At 67.9% G+C, this 17,264-nt stretch carries 14 protein-coding genes, 1 tRNA gene and 1 pseudogene; 10 read left to right on the forward strand and 6 right to left on the reverse strand.

What is annotated here, in order from left to right:
- Positions 1-6 precede the first annotated feature (6 nt).
- Positions 7-2,937, forward strand: a complete 2,931-nt coding sequence (gene gcvP, locus Tchar_RS01040) for an aminomethyl-transferring glycine dehydrogenase (RefSeq protein WP_144327242.1) — start codon at positions 7-9, stop codon at positions 2,935-2,937.
- Positions 2,938-3,016: 79 nt separating this feature from the next.
- Here gcvP and Tchar_RS01045 read toward each other — a convergent pair whose 3' ends face one another.
- Entirely contained in the window at positions 3,017-3,652 is a 636-nt protein-coding gene (locus Tchar_RS01045) for a trimeric intracellular cation channel family protein (RefSeq protein WP_144327243.1), read from the reverse strand.
- A gap of 134 nt (positions 3,653-3,786) precedes the next feature.
- Here Tchar_RS01045 and Tchar_RS01050 point away from each other — a divergent pair, with 134 nt between their 5' ends.
- Positions 3,787-4,089 carry a hypothetical protein gene (locus Tchar_RS01050; RefSeq protein ID WP_144327244.1) on the forward strand — a complete coding sequence of 101 codons (303 nt, stop codon included), beginning with the start codon at positions 3,787-3,789 and terminating at the stop codon, positions 4,087-4,089.
- A gap of 28 nt (positions 4,090-4,117) precedes the next feature.
- On the opposite strand, the pseudogene Tchar_RS01055 reads toward Tchar_RS01050, so the two are convergent.
- A pseudogene (locus Tchar_RS01055) lies at positions 4,118-4,883 on the reverse strand (DODA-type extradiol aromatic ring-opening family dioxygenase).
- A 187-nt stretch (positions 4,884-5,070) separates the two neighbouring features.
- Here Tchar_RS01055 and aroE point away from each other — a divergent pair.
- From aroE to Tchar_RS01080, 5 genes are all read left to right on the forward strand, one after another.
- Positions 5,071-5,907, forward strand: a complete 837-nt coding sequence (gene aroE / locus Tchar_RS01060; protein ID WP_144327245.1) for a shikimate dehydrogenase — start codon at positions 5,071-5,073, stop codon at positions 5,905-5,907.
- A gap of 32 nt (positions 5,908-5,939) precedes the next feature.
- A complete protein-coding gene (gene tal, locus Tchar_RS01065; protein ID WP_144327246.1) occupies positions 5,940-6,896 on the forward strand; it encodes a transaldolase in 957 nt (318 codons plus the stop codon).
- 108 nt (positions 6,897-7,004) lie between these two features.
- Complete coding sequence (locus Tchar_RS01070; protein WP_144327247.1) at positions 7,005-7,712, forward strand: glutathione S-transferase family protein; 708 nt, start codon at positions 7,005-7,007, stop codon at positions 7,710-7,712.
- 128 nt (positions 7,713-7,840) lie between these two features.
- The gene (locus tag Tchar_RS01075; RefSeq protein ID WP_144327248.1) at positions 7,841-8,347 is read left to right on the forward strand and encodes a MerR family transcriptional regulator; all 507 of its coding nucleotides are present in this window, start codon (positions 7,841-7,843) and stop codon (positions 8,345-8,347) included.
- 91 nt (positions 8,348-8,438) lie between these two features.
- Positions 8,439-8,515 (forward strand) — tRNA-Pro (locus Tchar_RS01080).
- Between the two features lie 219 nt (positions 8,516-8,734).
- On the opposite strand, the gene acnA is transcribed toward Tchar_RS01080, so the two are convergent.
- Complete coding sequence (gene acnA / locus Tchar_RS01085) at positions 8,735-11,512, reverse strand: aconitate hydratase AcnA (RefSeq protein WP_144327249.1); 2,778 nt, start codon at positions 11,510-11,512, stop codon at positions 8,735-8,737.
- 78 nt (positions 11,513-11,590) lie between these two features.
- On the reverse strand, positions 11,591-13,006 hold the full coding sequence (pmbA, locus tag Tchar_RS01090) for a metalloprotease PmbA (protein ID WP_236640088.1): 1,416 nt from the start codon (positions 13,004-13,006) through the stop codon (positions 11,591-11,593).
- Positions 13,007-13,028: 22 nt separating this feature from the next.
- Between pmbA and yjgA the strand changes: the two genes are divergently transcribed.
- A complete protein-coding gene (gene yjgA, locus Tchar_RS01095; RefSeq protein WP_144327251.1) occupies positions 13,029-13,703 on the forward strand; it encodes a ribosome biogenesis factor YjgA in 675 nt (224 codons plus the stop codon).
- Between the two features lie 13 nt (positions 13,704-13,716).
- Positions 13,717-14,331 carry a molybdopterin adenylyltransferase gene (gene mog / locus Tchar_RS01100; protein ID WP_144327252.1) on the forward strand — a complete coding sequence of 205 codons (615 nt, stop codon included), beginning with the start codon at positions 13,717-13,719 and terminating at the stop codon, positions 14,329-14,331.
- A gap of 143 nt (positions 14,332-14,474) precedes the next feature.
- Here the strand turns inward: mog and cysE are convergent, their stop codons facing one another.
- Positions 14,475-15,245, reverse strand: coding sequence for a serine O-acetyltransferase (gene cysE, locus Tchar_RS01105; protein WP_144327253.1), 771 nt, complete (start codon positions 15,243-15,245; stop codon positions 14,475-14,477).
- Between the two features lie 138 nt (positions 15,246-15,383).
- Positions 15,384-16,214 (reverse strand): RNA methyltransferase, encoded by an 831-nt coding sequence (locus Tchar_RS01110; RefSeq protein WP_144327254.1) that lies wholly within the window; start codon positions 16,212-16,214, stop codon positions 15,384-15,386.
- A 71-nt stretch (positions 16,215-16,285) separates the two neighbouring features.
- On the opposite strand from Tchar_RS01110, the gene Tchar_RS01115 reads away from it, so the two are divergent.
- Positions 16,286-17,230: an inositol monophosphatase family protein gene (locus Tchar_RS01115; protein WP_144327255.1), complete on the forward strand. Its 945-nt coding sequence runs from the start codon at positions 16,286-16,288 to the stop codon at positions 17,228-17,230.
- The last annotated feature ends 34 nt before the right edge of the window (positions 17,231-17,264 follow it).

The following is a 17,264-nucleotide window of genomic DNA, read 5'->3' on the forward strand; positions in this document are numbered from 1 at the left end:
CCCACGATGACCACGTCTGTCGTGCCGGCGCTCGACGGTGCCGGTGAATTCATCGCTCGCCACATCGGCATCACGCCAGAAGACGAGCAGCGCATGCTCGCCGCCATTGGCGAGGCCTCGCGCCAAGCGCTCGTGGAAGGCATCGTGCCACGCGCCATCGCCCGCGCGCGCGCCATGGCGCTGCCGCCTGCGGCCAGCGAAGCCCAGGCGCTGGCCGAGCTCAAGGCCATCGCGCAAAAAAACCGCCTGCTGCGCAGTTTCATCGGCCAGGGCTACTATGGCACCCACACCCCCACCGTCATCCTGCGCAACGTCCTGGAAAACCCGGCCTGGTATACCGCCTACACGCCCTACCAGGCCGAAATCTCCCAGGGGCGCCTGGAGGCGCTGATCAACTTCCAGACCATGGTCTCCGACCTCACCGGCATGGACATCGCCAATGCGTCGATGCTGGACGAGGCCACCGCCGCCGCCGAAGCCATGACGCTGGCGCGGCGCTCGGTCAAGGCGCCGGGGCAGACCATCGTCGTCTCGGGCGACTGCCACCCGCAGACCATCGAGGTGGTGCGCACGCGCGCACGGCCGCTGGGCCTGCGGGTGCTCGTCACCGCCAGCGCCGAGGCGTGGCACGACGCACTGGCGCGCGACGACTACTTCGCCGTGCTGGTGCAGTACCCGGCCACCCACGGGCGCATCGACGACTGGCGCGCCGACGTGCAGACGGTGCACGCCAAGGGCGCGGCCTTCATCGTCGCGGCCGACCTGCTGGCGCTGACGCTGCTCACCCCCCCGGGCGAGTGGGGAGCCGACATCGTGGTGGGCAGCAGCCAACGCTTTGGCATGCCGATGGGCGCCGGCGGCCCGCACGCCGCTTTTCTGGCCTGCCGCGACGCGTTCAAGCGTTCGCTGCCCGGGCGCCTGGTGGGCGTCAGCGTGGACGCGCACGGCCAACCCGCCTACCGCTTGGCGCTGCAGACGCGCGAGCAGCACATCCGGCGCGAGAAAGCCACCTCGAATATCTGCACGGCCCAGGTGCTGCCCGCCGTCGTCGCCAGCATGTACGCGGTCTACCACGGGCCGCATGGGCTGCGCCGCATCGCCGAGCGGGTGGCGCATTTGACAGCGGTGCTGGCGCACGGCTTGAGCGCCCTGGGCTATACCCTGGCCAACGGCACAGCGTTCGACACCGTGTGCCTGCACACCGGACTGGCCACCGCGGCGCTGCTGGCGCGCGCACGCGAGCAGGGGATGAATCTGCGCGACCTGGGGCACGGCAACGTGGGGATCGCGCTCGATGAGACCACCACGCGCGCCGACGTCGAGGCGCTGTGGACGGTCTTTGCGGCGCCGGGCCAAACGCAGCCCGATTTCGACGTCTTGGCCGCCGAGGTCAGCCCGCTCATCCCGGCCGCGCTGCGCCGCACGAGCCCCTATCTCACTCACCCGGTGTTCAACACCCATCACAGCGAAACCGCCATGCTGCGCTACATCCGCAGCCTGTCGGACAAGGATTTGGCGCTGGACCGCACAATGATCCCGCTGGGCTCGTGCACGATGAAGCTCAACGCCACCAGCGAGATGATCCCCATCACCTGGCCCGAATTCGCCCAGGTGCATCCGTTTGCTCCCGCCGACCAGCTCGAAGGCTACCGCCTGCTGGACGAGCAGCTGCGCGCCTGGCTGAGCCAAGCCACGGGCTATGCCGCCGTGAGCCTGCAGCCCAACGCGGGCTCACAGGGCGAATACGCCGGGCTGCTCGCCATCCAGGCCTACCACGCGGCGCGCGGACAGGCACAGCGCGACATCTGCCTCATCCCCACCTCAGCGCACGGCACCAACCCGGCCAGCGCGCAAATGGCTGGCCTGCAGGTGGTGGCGGTGGCTTGTGACGCCCAGGGCAATGTGGACCTGGACGACCTGCGCGCCAAGTGTGAGCAATACAGCGCGCGGCTGTCGTGCGTGATGATCACCTATCCGAGCACGCACGGGGTTTTCGAAACCGGCGTCAAAACCCTGTGCGACATCGTGCATGCGCACGGTGGCAAGGTCTACATCGATGGCGCCAATATGAACGCGCTGGTGGGCACCGCCGCCCCCGGTGAATTCGGCGGCGACGTCAGCCACCTGAATCTGCACAAAACCTTCTGCATCCCGCACGGCGGTGGTGGGCCCGGCGTGGGGCCGGTGTGTGTGGCTGCCGAGCTCGCCCCCTACCTGCCCGGCCACGCCACTGCGCACGCCGCAGGTGCCTACGCGGGCGGCGCCAGCAAGGACGCGCCGGTCGGTGCGGTATCGGCCGCGCCCCTGGGCAACGCCGCGGTGCTGCCCATCTCGTGGATGTACATCCGCATGATGGGGGCCGAGGGGCTGCAACGCGCCACCGAAACCGCCATCCTGGCGGCCAACTACGTGAGCGCCCGCCTGCGCCCGCACTACCCCACGCTGTACGCCAGCGCCAACGGGCACGTGGCGCATGAATGCATCCTGGACTGCCGCGGCTTCAAAGACAGCTGCGGTGTGATGGCCGAGGACATCGCCAAGCGGCTGATGGACTACGGCTTTCACGCGCCAACGCTGTCCTTCCCCGTCGCCAACACCCTGATGGTGGAGCCGACCGAAAGCGAACCGCTGTCGGAGCTGGATCGTTTCATCGACGCGATGATTGCCATCCGCGAGGAGATCCGCGCCGTCGAGCTGGGCGTGTGGCCGCGCGACGACAATCCGCTAAAAAACGCCCCGCACACCGCCAGCCGTTGCCTCAGCGAAGACTGGCCGCACCCCTACCCGCGCGAACTCGGTGCGGCGCTGCCCTTCCACCGCGCCCACGGCGGCGCCGGCAACAAATACTGGCCGCCGGTGGGACGCGTGGACAACGTCTGGGGCGATCGCCATCTGTTTTGCAGCTGCGTGCCCATGTCCGAGCTTGCCAACGCCTGAGCACGCGACCTGGGCCAGCCGTTGCGCGGTGTCGAGTACACCGCGCCCGCTGGGTTGGCGGCACCAGGCGAGCGGGCACTTACTGGGGCGAGCGTGGGCTCCAGCTGGGCAGCCGCCAATCCAGCGCCACCGCCAACAGACGGCTGCCGGTGGCCACCAACGCGCCCGCCAAACTGGCCCATTCCGAGCCGACGTTCAACGCCGCCAAGCCCAGGTAAACCGCACTGCCGACCAAAGCGCACACCGCGTAGGGCCGGTGGTCGCGGTACACCTGCGGCACCTCATTGCACAGGACATCGCGCGCCACCCCACCCACGATCGCCGTCGTCACCCCCATCAGCACACCCACCAACGGCGACATGCCCGCCGACAGCGCAAGACTCGTGCCCGAGACAGCAAACAGACCAAGCCCGAGCGCATCCGCCACGATCATCAGGCGTGCCCCCGCCTCGCGCATCGCCATCGACAGCCACAGCGGCGCGGTCAACCCCATCGCCAACACCAACCATACATACGCCTCGTGCTCGGTCCAGAACAGCGGGCGCCGGTCGAGTAGAACATCACGCACCGTGCCGCCGCCAAAGGCGCTGACGAATGCCACCGACACCACGCCCACCACATCCATGCGCTTGCGCATGGCTTCGATCAGGCCGGACATGGCAAAGGCGACGGTGCCACCGACTTCGATGGTGATGAGGAGGGTCGATAGATTCATCTCCAATCTCTCGCTCGATGAGCGCACCCGATGCGCGCGCGATGAAACGCACATATCGAGCGACCAGCGCGGCACTGGCGTACCGCATACACGAACTTGCGCGGGCGCGGCGGCACGCGCATAATGGCTCGGCCATGGCCGATATCGATACGCCATCCCTGTTGCCGGACACCGATGCGTGGCTGCGTGCCGTACCGGGCCTGAATTACCCGCAAGCGCTGACCACACAGTTTCCCCGCTTGGCCAACGCCTTGGCCGCCGTCCGACACGATCCCCAGGCCTTGCGTGAGCGCTTCGACGACCTGCTGCATGACCAGCGCGGCGGCCGCCGCGGCTTTCCGTTCGACGTGATGATGGAACTGCTGGCCCTGCGCGACGCACTGATCGAGGACGACGAACCACCCGGCACCGACGACGCCACCAAGTGGGTATCCTAACCGCGAATCGGCCGCCACCCAGGCGAACTCAGCCGATGGCGTAGCTGTCCATCGACAGGTAGCGATACTGCGTCTCGCGCGTGATGGCCTGCACGGGTGCCGGCCCGGCATCCGGCCAACGTGCGGCCCCCAGGGCAAAGAACAGCGGCAATAGATGCTCGTCGGTCGGGTGGGCGCGCATCGCCTGCGGCGCTCGGGCACGGTAGTCCAGCAGCGATGGCAGATCGCCTGCCTGCAGCGCCTCCCACACCCACGCCGAAAAGGCTTGCACGTAAGGATCGGCGGGCGCATCGATGGCCGGCCGGCCGCCAAAGAACTCCATCAGGTTGTGCGTCAGGCTGCCCGAGCCCACGAGCAGCACCCCGGCCTGCCGTAGATCGGCCAGCGCCACACCGATAGCATACACCTCGGCGGGGTCGGCATTGGACGGCAGGGCCACCTGCACCACCGGCCAGCGCGCCTGCGGCAGCAGAAAACGCAGCGGCGACCATACACCGTGGTCGCGCGGGCGCTGCGTGTCCTCGGCGGTGGCGATCCCGGCCGCGCAGGCGCTCGGCGACCGTGCGCGCCAACGCCGGCTCGCCCGGCGCCGGGTACTGCAGGCGGTACAGCGCCGGTGGAAACCCGCTGAAGTCGTGCCACGTGGGCGGCATGGGGTGACTGCCCACGGCAGCCACGGCATCCATCCAGTGCGGCGACATCACCACCACGGCGCGCAGGTCGTCGCGCACGGCCAGCGACTGCCCCCACTGCTGCAGGGCGGCACCGGCAGCGCCCGGCTCCAGCGCCATCATCGGCGAACCGTGGGACACGAACAAAACAGGCAAGGTTGACACGGACCCCTCCAGGCAATGCCAGAACAACAGCCATGCTAGCGAACGCCAGCGCTACCGCCCGTCAAAGGCTTTGACGATCGCTTTTAAACCGGCGCAGCCCAGCCCCCAGCAGAAAGACCACCTCGACATCGGTGACAATGCGGTCATGGACCGCTACGCCGTGATCGGCCACCCCATCGGCCACAGCCAATCGCCCCGCATCCACACCCTGTTTGCCCAGGCCACCGGGCAGGCGCTGACCTACACGGCCATCGAAGCGCCGCTGGATGGCTTTGCCCCCACGGTCGATGCGTTTCGCGCCCAAGGCGGCCGTGGCGTCAACGTCACCGTGCCGTTCAAGCTGCAGGCCTGCGCCTACGCCGATGTCGTCAGCGAGCGCGCGCGCATCGCCGGTGCGGCCAACGCCCTGGCCTTCGACACCGATGGCCGCTGCCGCGCCGACAACTTCGACGGCGTGGGGCTGGTGCGCGACCTCACCCACAACCTGGGTGTGGACCTGCGCGCGCGCCGCGTGCTGCTGCTGGGAGCGGGCGGGGCGGCGCGCGGCGTGCTGCAGCCGCTGCTGGCCGCAGGCCCAGCCCTGCTGTGGGTGGCAAACCGCAGCGCCGACAAAGCGCACGCGCTGGTGCAGGCCTTTCACGCGCTGGGGCTGGGCGAGCGTGAACTGCTCGGCAGCGGTCTGGACGAGTTGGTCCGCGCCGGCGCCTTCGACGTGGTGATCAACGCCACCGCCGCCAGTTTGGACGCGCAGGCGCTGCCGCTGCCCCCAACCGTGTTCGCAGCGGGCGCGCTGGCCTACGATATGGTCTACGGCAAAGGCTTGACGCCGTTTCTGCAGCAGGCGCGCGTGGGCGGCGCCGCCCGCTTGGCCGATGGTGTGGGCATGCTGGTGGAACAAGCCGCCGACAGCTTCGCCTGGTGGCGCGGCGTGCGCCCCGCCACCGCCGACGTCATCGCGCAGCTGCGCACCCCCCTGATCTAAACCCGTCACGGGCCGCGCTTCACCCACCCCTCATGAACCAGCTCGAATCGCTCAAACATCACACCACCGTGGTGGCCGACACCGGCGACTTTTTGCAGATCGCGCAGTACCAGCCGCGCGACGCCACCACCAATCCATCGCTGATTCTGAAGTCCGCACTCAAGCCCGAGTATGCGCCGCTACTCGACGACGTCCTGGCACACCACCGCCACCGGGCGCTGGACGAAGTGGTGGACCGCCTGCTGGTGCGCTTCGGCACCGAGATACTGCGCATCGTGCCTGGGCGCATCTCCACCGAAGTGGATGCGCGGCTGAGCTTCGATACCGCCGGCACAGTGGCTCGGGCGCGCCGCCTCATCGCTCTGTACGAGGCCGAAGGCGTGCCGCGTAAGCGCGTCCTCATCAAAATCGCCGCCACTTGGGAAGGTATCCGTGCTGCCGAGGCACTGGAGCGCGAGGGCATTCACACCAATCTGACGCTGCTGTTCGCGTTTTGCCAAGCGGTGGCCTGCGCCGACGCCGGCGTGCGCCTGATCTCGCCCTTCGTCGGCCGCATTTACGATTGGCACAAAGCGCGTGCCGGGGCCCAATGGGACGAGGCGGCCATGGCCGGTACGAACGACCCCGGTGTGCAATCGGTCACCCGCATCTGGATGTACTATAAGCGCCACGGCATCGCCACCGAGGTGATGGGGGCGAGCTTTCGGCACACGGGGCAGATTCTGGCTTTGGCCGGCTGCGATCTGCTCACCATCAGCCCGGAGCTGCTCGGTCATCTGGCCGCCACCGAAGGCGCGGTGCCGCGCCGGTTGGTGGCCGAAGCAGCGGCAGCGGCCGATCTGCCCGAACAGCACTATCGCAGCGGCGACGAAGCGGCCTTTCGCTTCGCGCTCAACGAAGACGCCATGGCCACCGAAAAGCTGGCCGAGGGCATTCGTCTGTTCTGTGCCGATGCGCGCCGGCTGGATGCCCTGCTGGCCGGGCGCTGAGGTCGCCGGCGCCGCCCCACGGCAACGGCCGGTGCACGGCGCTGGGCGGCTGACCGCCCTTGACACAGCAGCGCGGCAACGCCCGGTGTCCAACGAAGGAGTCCGCACATGAGTGCCTTGATCGTCCACCATTTGGAACATTCGCGCTCCCAGCGCGTGCTGTGGCTGCTGGAGGAGCTGGGTGTGCCCTACGAGTTGCGCCTGTACCGGCGCGACCCCCGCACGCGCCTGGCGCCTCCCGAACTCAAAGCGGTTCATCCGCTGGGCAAAGCGCCCGTCATCACCCACGGCGACGTGACGGTGGCGGAATCGGGAGCCATCCTGGAATACCTGGTGGAGACCTTTCCTGCGGCAACCGACGGCGAGCTGGCCGGCCTGCTGCCGCCCGTGGGCAGCGCCGCACACCGCGACAACCGCTTCTGGTTGCACTTTGCCGAAGGCTCGCTGATGAACTGGGTGGTGATGCAGTTGGTCTTCGTCGCTATCCCGCGCCAGCGCATGCCCTTTTTCGCTCGCCCCATCGCGCGCGCCATCTGCCAGCAGGTATTGCAGCGCTTCGTGCAACCGAATATCGACAGCGCCTTGGCGCTGGTGGAGCAGACCCTGAGTGACGGCCGCCCCTGGCTCACGGGCCAACGGCTCGCCTTGGCCGACATCCAAATGAGCTTTGCCATCGAAGCCGCGTTCGCCCTCGGGGCAGCGGATCTGCCCAAGCGCTTACCGGCCACCGCCGCGTGGCGTCAACGCTACCGCAGCCGCCCTGCCTACCAGCGCGCGCTGGCCAAAGGTGGCCCGGAAATCATGACCATGGCTTGAAGCGGCAGCGGGCCCCGGGCAGCGCCGGGCCCACGGGTTCGACCGCTATTCGGCGGCATCCTCGACACCGGCGGCGTTCGAACTGCGCTAAAGTGTGCGCTTTGGCTGCCGTACCCGCGAATGCTCCCATGTCTGGCTCCGAGACCCTGCCCCCCATCCCCCCGAAGCGTTATTTCACCATCGGTGAGGTGAGCGAACTCTGCGGCGTCAAACCACACGTGCTGCGCTACTGGGAACAGGAGTTCACCCAATTGCGCCCCATGAAGCGACGCGGTAACCGCCGCTACTACCAGCACCACGAGGTGCTGATGATCCGGCGCATCCGCGAGCTGCTGTATGAGCAGGGCTTCACCATTCACGGCGCACGCAACCGCTTGGCCGAACTGGTCCAACAAGACCGTCAACTGCGCCGCGGCAGCCCCCTGACCGGCTCTGTTGCGGACGTCGCCGACGAGCTCGACGACGAGCCGCCGACGCAGCCGCCGGACAGCGTACCCTCGGCGGCAACCGCCGCCATCACGTCAGCCGCCTCGCACGACGACACCGCCGCGCCCCTGGATCGGGCTGCCCTGCTGGCGGAATTGCGAACCATTCGCGCCCTGCTGGATACCCTGCCCCCGCGTGTGGGTGTTTAGCGCAAGGGGGAAGGCGCACCCCCACCGTGCCGGTCGGCGCAGACACACACCCCGGTTCAGCCCAGCAGAAAAGCCGTATAATTCGGCTCCTCGGCGTGTAGCGCAGCCTGGTAGCGCACTTGCATGGGGTGCAAGGGGTCGCGAGTTCGAATCCCGCCACGCCGACCATATACGACAAAGGCTCACGGGGTCACCCCGTGAGCCTTTTTCATTGCTGCCCGCGCGACGCTCTCGGCGCACCATTGCCGCGCCAGCGGTTTGCCAGATCACGCACTGCAGCGGCTCGGACGGCAGCGACGCCGCAACGGCCCCGTACAGTGCGTCAGCGGCGCCCCGGTTGGGTAGACGGCTGGAGGGGCGCCGCCACCCAATGCCCGCGTACGGCGGTCACGCCTGCGCCACGATCTGCCGCAGTACGTACGGCAAGATACCGCCGTGCTGGTAGTAGGCCACCTCGATCGCCGTATCGATACGGCTGAGCACCGGCACCCGCTCCACCCGACCGTCAGCGCGACGAATGACCAGCGTCAACCGCTGCTGGGGGCCGATGGATTCCATGCCTTCGACGGCAAAGGTTTCGCTGCCGTCGATCGCTAGGCTCTGCCACGAATCGCTGCCGGTAAACTGCAGCGGCAGCACCCCCATGCCCACCAGATTGGCGCGGTGGATGCGCTCGAAACTGCGGGCAACGACCGCCCGCACCCCGAGCAGCGCGGTGCCCTTGGCGGCCCAGTCGCGCGAGCTGCCCGTGCCGTACTCTTCGCCGGCGAACACCAGGGTTGGCACACCCGCTTGCTGGTAGCGCTGCGCTGCCTCGAAAACGGTCGTCACCTGTCCATCACACAGGGTGTAGCCGCCCTCCACGCGGCTGCCGTCGGCGCGCGGCGGAATCATCAGATTCTTCAGCCGTACATTGGCAAAGGTACCGCGGATCATCACCTCGTGGTGCCCGCGCCGCGCGCCGTAGCTGTTGAAGGCCGTCTTGGGCACACCGTGCGCCAGCAGCCACTGCCCGGCCGGGGATTGCGCCGAAATCGAGCCCGCCGGGGAAATATGGTCAGTGGTGACCGAGTCACCCAACAACAACAACGCCTTCGCACCCTGGATCGGCACCGGCGGCGTGGGCGTCATGGCAAAACCATCGAAGAACGGCGGCCGCGCGATATACGTGGACGGCGGCCAGTCATACACCTCGCCCGCCGCGCTGGGCACCTGCTGCCACAGCTCGTTGTCCGCGCCGACATCGCGATAGACCCGCTCGAACGTCAGCGGATCGAGCGCATACGGCAGTGCAGCGTGAATCTCGGCGCTGCTCGGCCAAAGGTCCTTCAGGTAGACGGCTTGGCCCGCGGCGTCGATGCCGATGGGCTCGCGCGCAAAATCGATGGTGACGCGCCCAGCCAATGCGAACGCCACCACCAGCGGCGGCGACGCCAAAAAATTGGCCCGCACCCGGGGGTGGATGCGCGCTTCGAAGTTGCGATTGCCCGACAGCACCGCCGCCACCATCAGGTCCTCGCGTTGGATCGCCTCGTTGAGCTCGGCCGCCAAGTCACCAGCGTTGCCGATACAGGTGGTGCAGCCATAGCCGGCCACGGCAAAACCCAGCTGCTGCAGCGGCTCCAGCAGCCCGGCGCGCTGCAAATAATCGGTGACGACGCGCGAGCCAGGGGCCAACGAGGTCTTGATGTGGGGTGCCACGCGCAGTCCACGCTCGACGGCTTTGCGCGCCAGCAGGCCGGCGGCGATCAGCACGGCGGGGTTGCTGGTGTTGGTGCACGAGGTGATGGCGGCGATCACGACGTCGCCGTGTCCAAGGGTCGCCTCGACTTGCTGCGCCAGGGGCTGACCGCGCTCGTCCAGCCGTCCGGCCGCGGCCAAATCGATACGCACCGGCACGCGCTTGTCGCGTTCACTGGCGGCGATGTTGAAGCCGTTGTCCGCCACCGGCTGCGTCAACAGGGTGGCAAAACGCTCTTTGAGCTGCGCCAGCGCAATGCGGTCCTGCGGGCGTTTCGGACCCGCCACCGACGGTTCGATGGTGGACAGATCCAGCCGCAGCACCTGGCTGTAGTCGATGGCGCCGGCGCGCGGCATGCCAAACAGTCCCTGCGCCTGGAAGTAGGCCACGAACGCATCGATCTCCGCGCGCGTGCGACCCGTGCCCTCCAGATAACGCACGGTTTGCGCATCGACCGGGAAAAACCCCATCGTGGCGCCGTACTCCGGCGCCATATTAGCGATGGTGGCGCGGTCTGGCACCGACAGTGTGGCCGCCCCGTCACCAAAGAACTCGACGAACTTGCCCACCACCTTGGCCCGCCGCAGCATCTCGGTCAGGGTGAGCACGAGGTCGGTGGCGGTCACCCCCTCTGGCAGCCGCCCCGTCAATTCCACGCCCACGACGTCGGGCGTGAGAAAGTACACCGGCTGCCCCAGCATCGCCGCCTCGGCTTCGATGCCACCAACCCCCCAGCCAACCACCCCCACGCCATTGATCATGGTCGTGTGGCTGTCGGTGCCCACCAACGTATCGGGAAACAGCTCGCGCGTGCCATCGGGCAGCGCCCGCGTGCGCACGCCCCGGAACAGGTATTCGAGGTTGACTTGGTGCACGATGCCGCTGCCTGGCGGCACGACCCGGAAGGTCTCGAAGGCCTGCATGCCCCACTTCAGGAACTGATAGCGCTCGCGGTTGCGCGCGAACTCCAGCTCCATATTGCGCTGTAGCGCCAGCGGACTGCCAAAGGTGTCGATCTGCACCGAATGATCCACCACCAGGTCCACCGGCACCAGCGGCTCGATGGCGGTCGGCGGCTTGCCGAGTGCGGCGGCGGTGCTGCGCATCGCCGCCAAGTCGCACAGCAGCGGCACGCCGGTGAAATCCTGCAGCACGACGCGCGCGACGACGAACGGAATCTCCTCGGTGCGGGCGCCGTTGGGCTGCCAGTTCGCCAGCGCCTGGACGTGGCGCGGCTCCACGCGCTGGCCGTCACAGTGGCGCAGCAGCGCCTCCAGCACGATGCGCAACGACACCGGCAGACGCGCACTGCGCTCGAAACCGGGCCGCTGGGCCAGCGCCGGCAGCGACCAGTAACGCACCGACTCACCCGCTGGCAGGGCCAGCGAGCGGCAAAGGTCGGCAAACGGATGGCTCTGTGTCATCGGGGTGGACTCCGGCTTAATGTGTGTGCTCCCTCGTGGTTGGCACCCATGCCCGCAGCCCCACGCAAGGCCGCGCGCTCAGCTACCCGCCACCTTCATGCAGTCGATCAGCACCGACCCCACCGTCTTTGCGCCCAGGTTGTAGGCATCGGCGCCGATGGCGACGATACCGCGAAACATCTCCTTGAGGTTACCCGCAATCGTAATTTCCTGCACGGGGTAGGCAATGGCCCCATCCTCGACCCAGAAACCGGCGGCGCCGCGCGAGTAGTCGCCGGTGACCGGGTTGACGCCCTGCCCCATCAGTTCGGTGACGAACAGGCCGCGGCCCAGTTTGCGCAGCATGGCCGGCAGATCATCGCCGGCCTGGGTGCGGCGGCTGGTCATCAGAAGATTGTGTGACCCGCCCGCATTCCCGGTCGTGCGCAACCCCAGTTTCCGCGCCGAGTACGTGCTCAAAAAATAACCCTTGACGCAGCCGCCACTGACCACGGCGCGCGCGACCGTGCGCACGCCCTCGTCGTCGAACGGCGCACTGCCCTTGGCGCCCAAGATGTGCGGATCTTCCAGAATATCGATGTGATCGGCGAACACCTGCCAGCCGAGACTGTCGGGCAAAAAGGTGGTGCGCCGGTACAGTGCGCCGCCGCTGACCGCTTGCACGAAGGCTCCCAGCAGGCCAGCGGCCAGCGGGGCTTCGAACAGCACCGGGCACTCGGTGGTGGAGAGCTTGCGCGGGTGCAAGCGAGCCAGGGCGCGCTCGGCCGCGTAACGCCCCACCGCCTCGGGGCTGGCCAGTTCGGCTGGGTTGCGCTGGCTACTGTACCAGTAGTCACGCTGCATGGCGTCGCCCTTGCCGGCGATGGGCGACACCGACAGGCTGTGGCGCGAGCTGGCGTAGCCGCCGGCGAAAATCCCCTGGCGGCCGCGTTCGCCGCCGCGCATGTGCTCGGCCCAGAAGTGCGACTGGTGGGCGCTGACCGCCGCCCCCTCGCTGTTGGTGATGCGCGGACTGACCGCAAACGCTGCCGCCTCGCAGCGCAGCGCCAGCTCCATCGCCTGCTCAGGCGTGATCGGCCAGGGGTGGAACAGCGCCAGATCGGGGTACTGATTGGCCACGTCGATCTCATCGGGCAGACCAGCCGCCGGATCGTCGGCGGTGTGGCGCGCGATGTCGTACGCCGCCTGCACCGTGCGTTGGATGGCCTGCGGGGAAAAGTCGGACGTCGAGGCGTGACCGCGACGCTGCCCCAAAAATACCGTCACGGCCAGTGACTTGTCGCGGTTGCGCTCGACGTTTTCCAGTGCACCGCAGCGCACCGAAACATGCAAGCCGGCGCCTTCGGAAACCTCGACCGCGGCATCGGCCACGCCCAGGGCGCGGGCGTGCCGTAGCGCGGTGTCGGCCAATTCTTGAAACTGTTCGCGCGTGAACTGAAAGCCATCGGCGGCGGCCGGGCGCGTGCGACCAGAGGAGCTGCGTTGCGTACTCATGTGGCTGGCTATGATAGCGGCCATGCCACGCAAGCCTGCCAAAGGGTATTTCGTTCGCGGTCATTTCGTTGCCTACGGCAGCGCCGAAGACCACGAGCTCAAGCGCGCCGCCAAGTGGGACGCCGAGTTCAGCAAAACCGATTTGAAAAAGCGCAGCGCCCATCGGCAGCAGGTGGGTGAGCAGCTGCTCACGCTCAAGGCCCAGCTGCTGCAGCAGTTGGCGCTGCCGGACGCGTTGGTGCAGGCCATCGCCGAGGCCAAACGTATCGACGACTTCGAGGGCCGGCGGCGCCAGCTGCAGTACGTCGGCAAACTGATGCGCCAGCTCGACGACGCGCTGCTGCCCGCCATCGAGGCAGCCATTGCGCAACAACACCAGGGCAGCGCCGTTGAGACACAGCGCTTGCACGAGGCCGAGCAGTGGCGCGAGCGCCTGCTGGCCAACGAAGAGGCGTTGCAGGACTGGCGCGAGATCGAGCCCGACGCCGACTGGCAGCATCTGCGCACCCTGATACGGCAGGCGCGCAAAGATGCCCAGGCGCGTGCTGCGGCCAGCGGCGACGACGCGCCGGTGCGGCAGGGCCGCGCCTATCGCGAGCTGTTTCGGCACGTGCGCTTCGTGCTGGATGCGCGCGCTGCGGCAGCGCCCGACCGTCACGCCATCCACCCCGACGCCGACCCCACCGCTTCCGATTGATCTGCGCACCGCCATGAATCCATTGAATCCAGCTTCCACCTACGACCCCGTCACCATCGGTATCGTCTCGATCAGCGACCGCGCCAGCAGCGGCGTCTACGAAGACAAAGGACTGCCCGCGCTGCGTGACTGGCTTGGCCGCGCGCTCAAAAATCCGATCACCTTCGTCGAGCGCCTCATCCCCGACGAGCGCGAACGCATCAGCGCCACCTTGATCGAGCTCACCGACCAATGCGGCTGCGCGCTGGTGCTGACCACGGGCGGCACCGGCCCGGCGCCGCGCGACGTCACCCCCGAGGCCACGTTGGCGGTGGCCGACAAGGAAATGCCGGGCTTTGGTGAGCAGATGCGCCAGATCAGCCTGCGTTTCGTGCCCACCGCCATCCTGTCGCGACAAGTGGCGGTGATTCGGGGACGCAGCTTGATCATCAACCTGCCGGGCCAGCCCAAATCGATCGCCGAGACGCTGGAGGGCCTCAAAGACGCCGATGGCCGCCCCGTGGTTCATGGCATCTTTGCCGCGGTGCCGTACTGCATCGACCTGATCGGGGGGCCGTATCTCGAAACGGATGAGACGGTCTGCGCGGCGTTTCGTCCCAAGTCGGCCCAGCGTCCGGCCCATGCTTGAATACGCACTGTCATCGGATTTGCCGCCGGTCGATGCACGACATGGCGGCACGCCACCGGCGCGGCAACGGCAAAGGCAGCACGACCAATAGGCGGCCGCGGCGGACCACGCCGCAAAGCCCCGCTTCTGCTGCTCCGAGGCCGCTACTTGCCCAGCAGTTGATTGAGCCTATCGGCCTCGAAATGTTCGGTTTTGGCTGCGTCGGCTGGTACGCAGTCACCGCGCTGCGCACACGCCAATTTCTCCAGCGCCTGCCACAGCAGCGCGATCTGGTGCTCGTGCGCCGCGGCGTTGTCGATCAGCCCACGCAGCGCCTGACTGAGCGGGTCGTCGTTTTGCGTCACGCCATAGGCCGAAAAGCCCATGCGCGCCGCAGCGGCTTCGCGTTTTTCGTCGGCATCGGCCACGATGATGCGCGCCGGGTTGCCGACCGCCGTGGCCCCGGCTGGCACTGGCTTGGTCACCACCGCGTTGCTGCCGATCTTGGCCCCATCGCCCACCGTAAATCCGCCCAATACCTTCGCCCCCGCACCCACGATCACGCCGCGCCCCAAGGTGGGGTGGCGTTTGCTGCCTTTGTACAGCGAGGTGCCGCCGAGCGTGACACCGTGGTAAATGGTGCACTCATCGCCCACTTCGGCCGTCTCGCCGATCACCACCCCCATGCCGTGGTCGATGAAGACGCGCTCGCCGATGCGCGCGCCGGGGTGGATTTCGATACCGGTGAGCCAGCGGTTCCAGTGCGAGATCCAGCGCCCCAGCCACTTCCAGCCCGCGCGCCAACACGCGTGCGCCAGCCGGTGCAGCCAAATGGCATGCAGCCCCGGGTAACAGGTCAGCACTTCCCAGCGCGAACGCGCGGCCGGGTCCCGCTCCAGGATGGCGTCGATGTCGGCTTTCAAGCGGCGCAGCACGATGATGGTTCAACTCCGACAAAAATATCTCTGATCCAAGACAACCGCGACAGCGCAGCCGTGCCGCCGCACCGCCCGACGTCACACCTCGACCAACACCTGGCGCTCATGTGATCGTCACCGACCCGGCGCACAAGTCTAGCGCTTGCGCCCTTGCGCGGCGTCGATGACGGCGCGCGCCACCCCGCGCAGGATGTGGACTTCGGATGCGGTGGGCTGAGCGCGCAACAGCAACCGGCGCAGCCGTGGTATCAGCTTTTTCGGTGCCGCCGGGTCCAAGAACCCGATCGTCTGCAACGCCTCGCGCCAATGCGCCAGCAGCCCGGACAGCGCGGGGGCATCCGCCGGCGGATCGCGCGGCGCCCGCTTCGGCGCTGCATCGTCGGCGGCGGTGTCGAAGCCACCCAACGCCAGGCGCCACTCGTAGGCGATGAGCTGCACCGCCGCCGCCAAATTCAACGATCCATAGGCCGGTGCGGTCGGAATGCGCAAACACACATGGCAGCGCCAGACGTCCTCGTTGGCCATACCGTAGCGCTCCGACCCAAACAAAAATGCCACCCCGCCGCTGGTACCTTCGTGCGCTCGGGGCGCCAGCGCCTCCAGATAGGGACGGGGCGCCGCCGTGGGAGGCCCAAAATCGCGCGCCGTCATGGCGGTGGCGCACAGATGGCTGATGCCGTGCAGGGCTTCTTCCAACGAGTCCACGATGCGCGCACGCTGCAACACATCGACGGCGCCACTGGCACGCTCCAGCGCCTCGGGCCGCTGCAACACATCGGGCCAGCGCGGCCGCACCAGCGCCCAGTCGTCAAAGCCCATGACTTTGAGCGCGCGCGCCACCGCACCCACATTGCCGGCATGGCTGGGCTCGATCAGCACGAAGCGCGTCGGTGCGACAGGCCGCACAGCCGCCGTCGATACCGACGGCGACGCGCTCTGTTCCTCGCAATCACGATTTGGCGGCATGACAGGGTACCGGTAGAATCGCGCTATTTTCGCCGCCATCGCGCGGCCCGCGTCGCTCTTGCCCACAATCCATGACCGCTCACCTCCACCCCATGCTCAACGTGGCCGTCAAGGCCGCCCGCGCCGCCGGCGCCCTCATCAACCGCGCGTCGCTCGATTTGGACACGGTACGCGTGGCTGCCAAGCAGCTCAACGATTTCGTCACCGAGGTCGACCATGCGGCCGAAGCGGCCATCATCGACACACTGCGCAGCGCCTATCCCGAGCATGGCATCTGGGCCGAGGAGTCCGGCCGGCGGGAGGGCAAGGGCAAGGGGCGCGCGTATACGTGGATTATCGATCCGCTCGACGGCACCACCAACTTCATCCACGGCTTTCCGGTGTACTGCGTCAGCATCGCGCTGATGGTGGAGGGGCGCTTGGAGCAGGCGGTCGTCTACGACCCGACGCGCAACGACCTCTTCACCGCCAGCAAGGGACGCGGCGCCTACCTCAACGACCGCCGCATTCGGGTGGCCAAACGCACCCAGCTGCGCGAGTGCTTGCTCAGCACCGGCTTTCCGTTTCGGCCGGGTGACGCCTTTCAGCGCTACCTGCAAATGCTGGGCGACGTGATGCCGCGCGTGGCCGGCGTGCGCCGCCCGGGCTCGGCGGCGCTGGACTTGGCCTACGTGGCCGCAGGCTTCACGGACGGTTTTTTCGAGCTGGGCCTGAGCCCCTGGGATGTGGCGGCCGGGGCGTTGCTGGTGACGGAAGCCGGCGGTCTGATCGGTAATTTCACTGGCGAAGCCGATTTTCTGGAACGCAAGGAATGCGTCGCCGCCAATCCGCGCATCTACGGTCAATTGGTGGGCGTGCTTCAGCGCTACAGCCAGTTCGGCGCCGCCAACGCGCGCGCCGACGCAGCACCGGCGTCCGACGAAACCGCATCCAGTACGGCAGCAGCGCCCGCACCGGACACCCCGGCGACACCGGCCGCCGGAGGTCGTCCCAGCGCGGCTGACGCGCCTTGGTGACGGCAGTGGGCACATGACGACGGCCACAGGCACA

It is taken from the genome of Tepidimonas charontis, assembly GCF_007556685.1.
GTDB lineage: Bacteria > Pseudomonadota > Gammaproteobacteria > Burkholderiales > Burkholderiaceae_C > Tepidimonas > Tepidimonas charontis.

What these genes read in the sequence shown, in the direction of transcription:
- Tchar_RS01070 (WP_144327247.1), top strand. Translation starts at nt 7,005, where the DNA reads ATGAGTGCCTTGATCGTCCACCATTTGGAACATTCGCGCTCCCAGCGC.
- Tchar_RS01045 (WP_144327243.1), bottom strand. Translation starts at nt 3,652, where the DNA reads ATGAATCTATCGACCCTCCTCATCACCATCGAAGTCGGTGGCACCGTC.
- Tchar_RS01075 (WP_144327248.1), top strand. Translation starts at nt 7,841, where the DNA reads ATGTCTGGCTCCGAGACCCTGCCCCCCATCCCCCCGAAGCGTTATTTC.
- Tchar_RS01110 (WP_144327254.1), bottom strand. Translation starts at nt 16,214, where the DNA reads ATGCCGCCAAATCGTGATTGCGAGGAACAGAGCGCGTCGCCGTCGGTA.
- gcvP (WP_144327242.1), top strand. Translation starts at nt 7, where the DNA reads ATGACCACGTCTGTCGTGCCGGCGCTCGACGGTGCCGGTGAATTCATC.
- pmbA (WP_236640088.1), bottom strand. Translation starts at nt 13,006, where the DNA reads ATGAGTACGCAACGCAGCTCCTCTGGTCGCACGCGCCCGGCCGCCGCC.
- Tchar_RS01050 (WP_144327244.1), top strand. Translation starts at nt 3,787, where the DNA reads ATGGCCGATATCGATACGCCATCCCTGTTGCCGGACACCGATGCGTGG.
- aroE (WP_144327245.1), top strand. Translation starts at nt 5,071, where the DNA reads ATGGACCGCTACGCCGTGATCGGCCACCCCATCGGCCACAGCCAATCG.
- mog (WP_144327252.1), top strand. Translation starts at nt 13,717, where the DNA reads ATGAATCCATTGAATCCAGCTTCCACCTACGACCCCGTCACCATCGGT.
- tal (WP_144327246.1), top strand. Translation starts at nt 5,940, where the DNA reads ATGAACCAGCTCGAATCGCTCAAACATCACACCACCGTGGTGGCCGAC.
- acnA (WP_144327249.1), bottom strand. Translation starts at nt 11,512, where the DNA reads ATGACACAGAGCCATCCGTTTGCCGACCTTTGCCGCTCGCTGGCCCTG.
- Tchar_RS01115 (WP_144327255.1), top strand. Translation starts at nt 16,286, where the DNA reads ATGACCGCTCACCTCCACCCCATGCTCAACGTGGCCGTCAAGGCCGCC.
- yjgA (WP_144327251.1), top strand. Translation starts at nt 13,029, where the DNA reads ATGCCACGCAAGCCTGCCAAAGGGTATTTCGTTCGCGGTCATTTCGTT.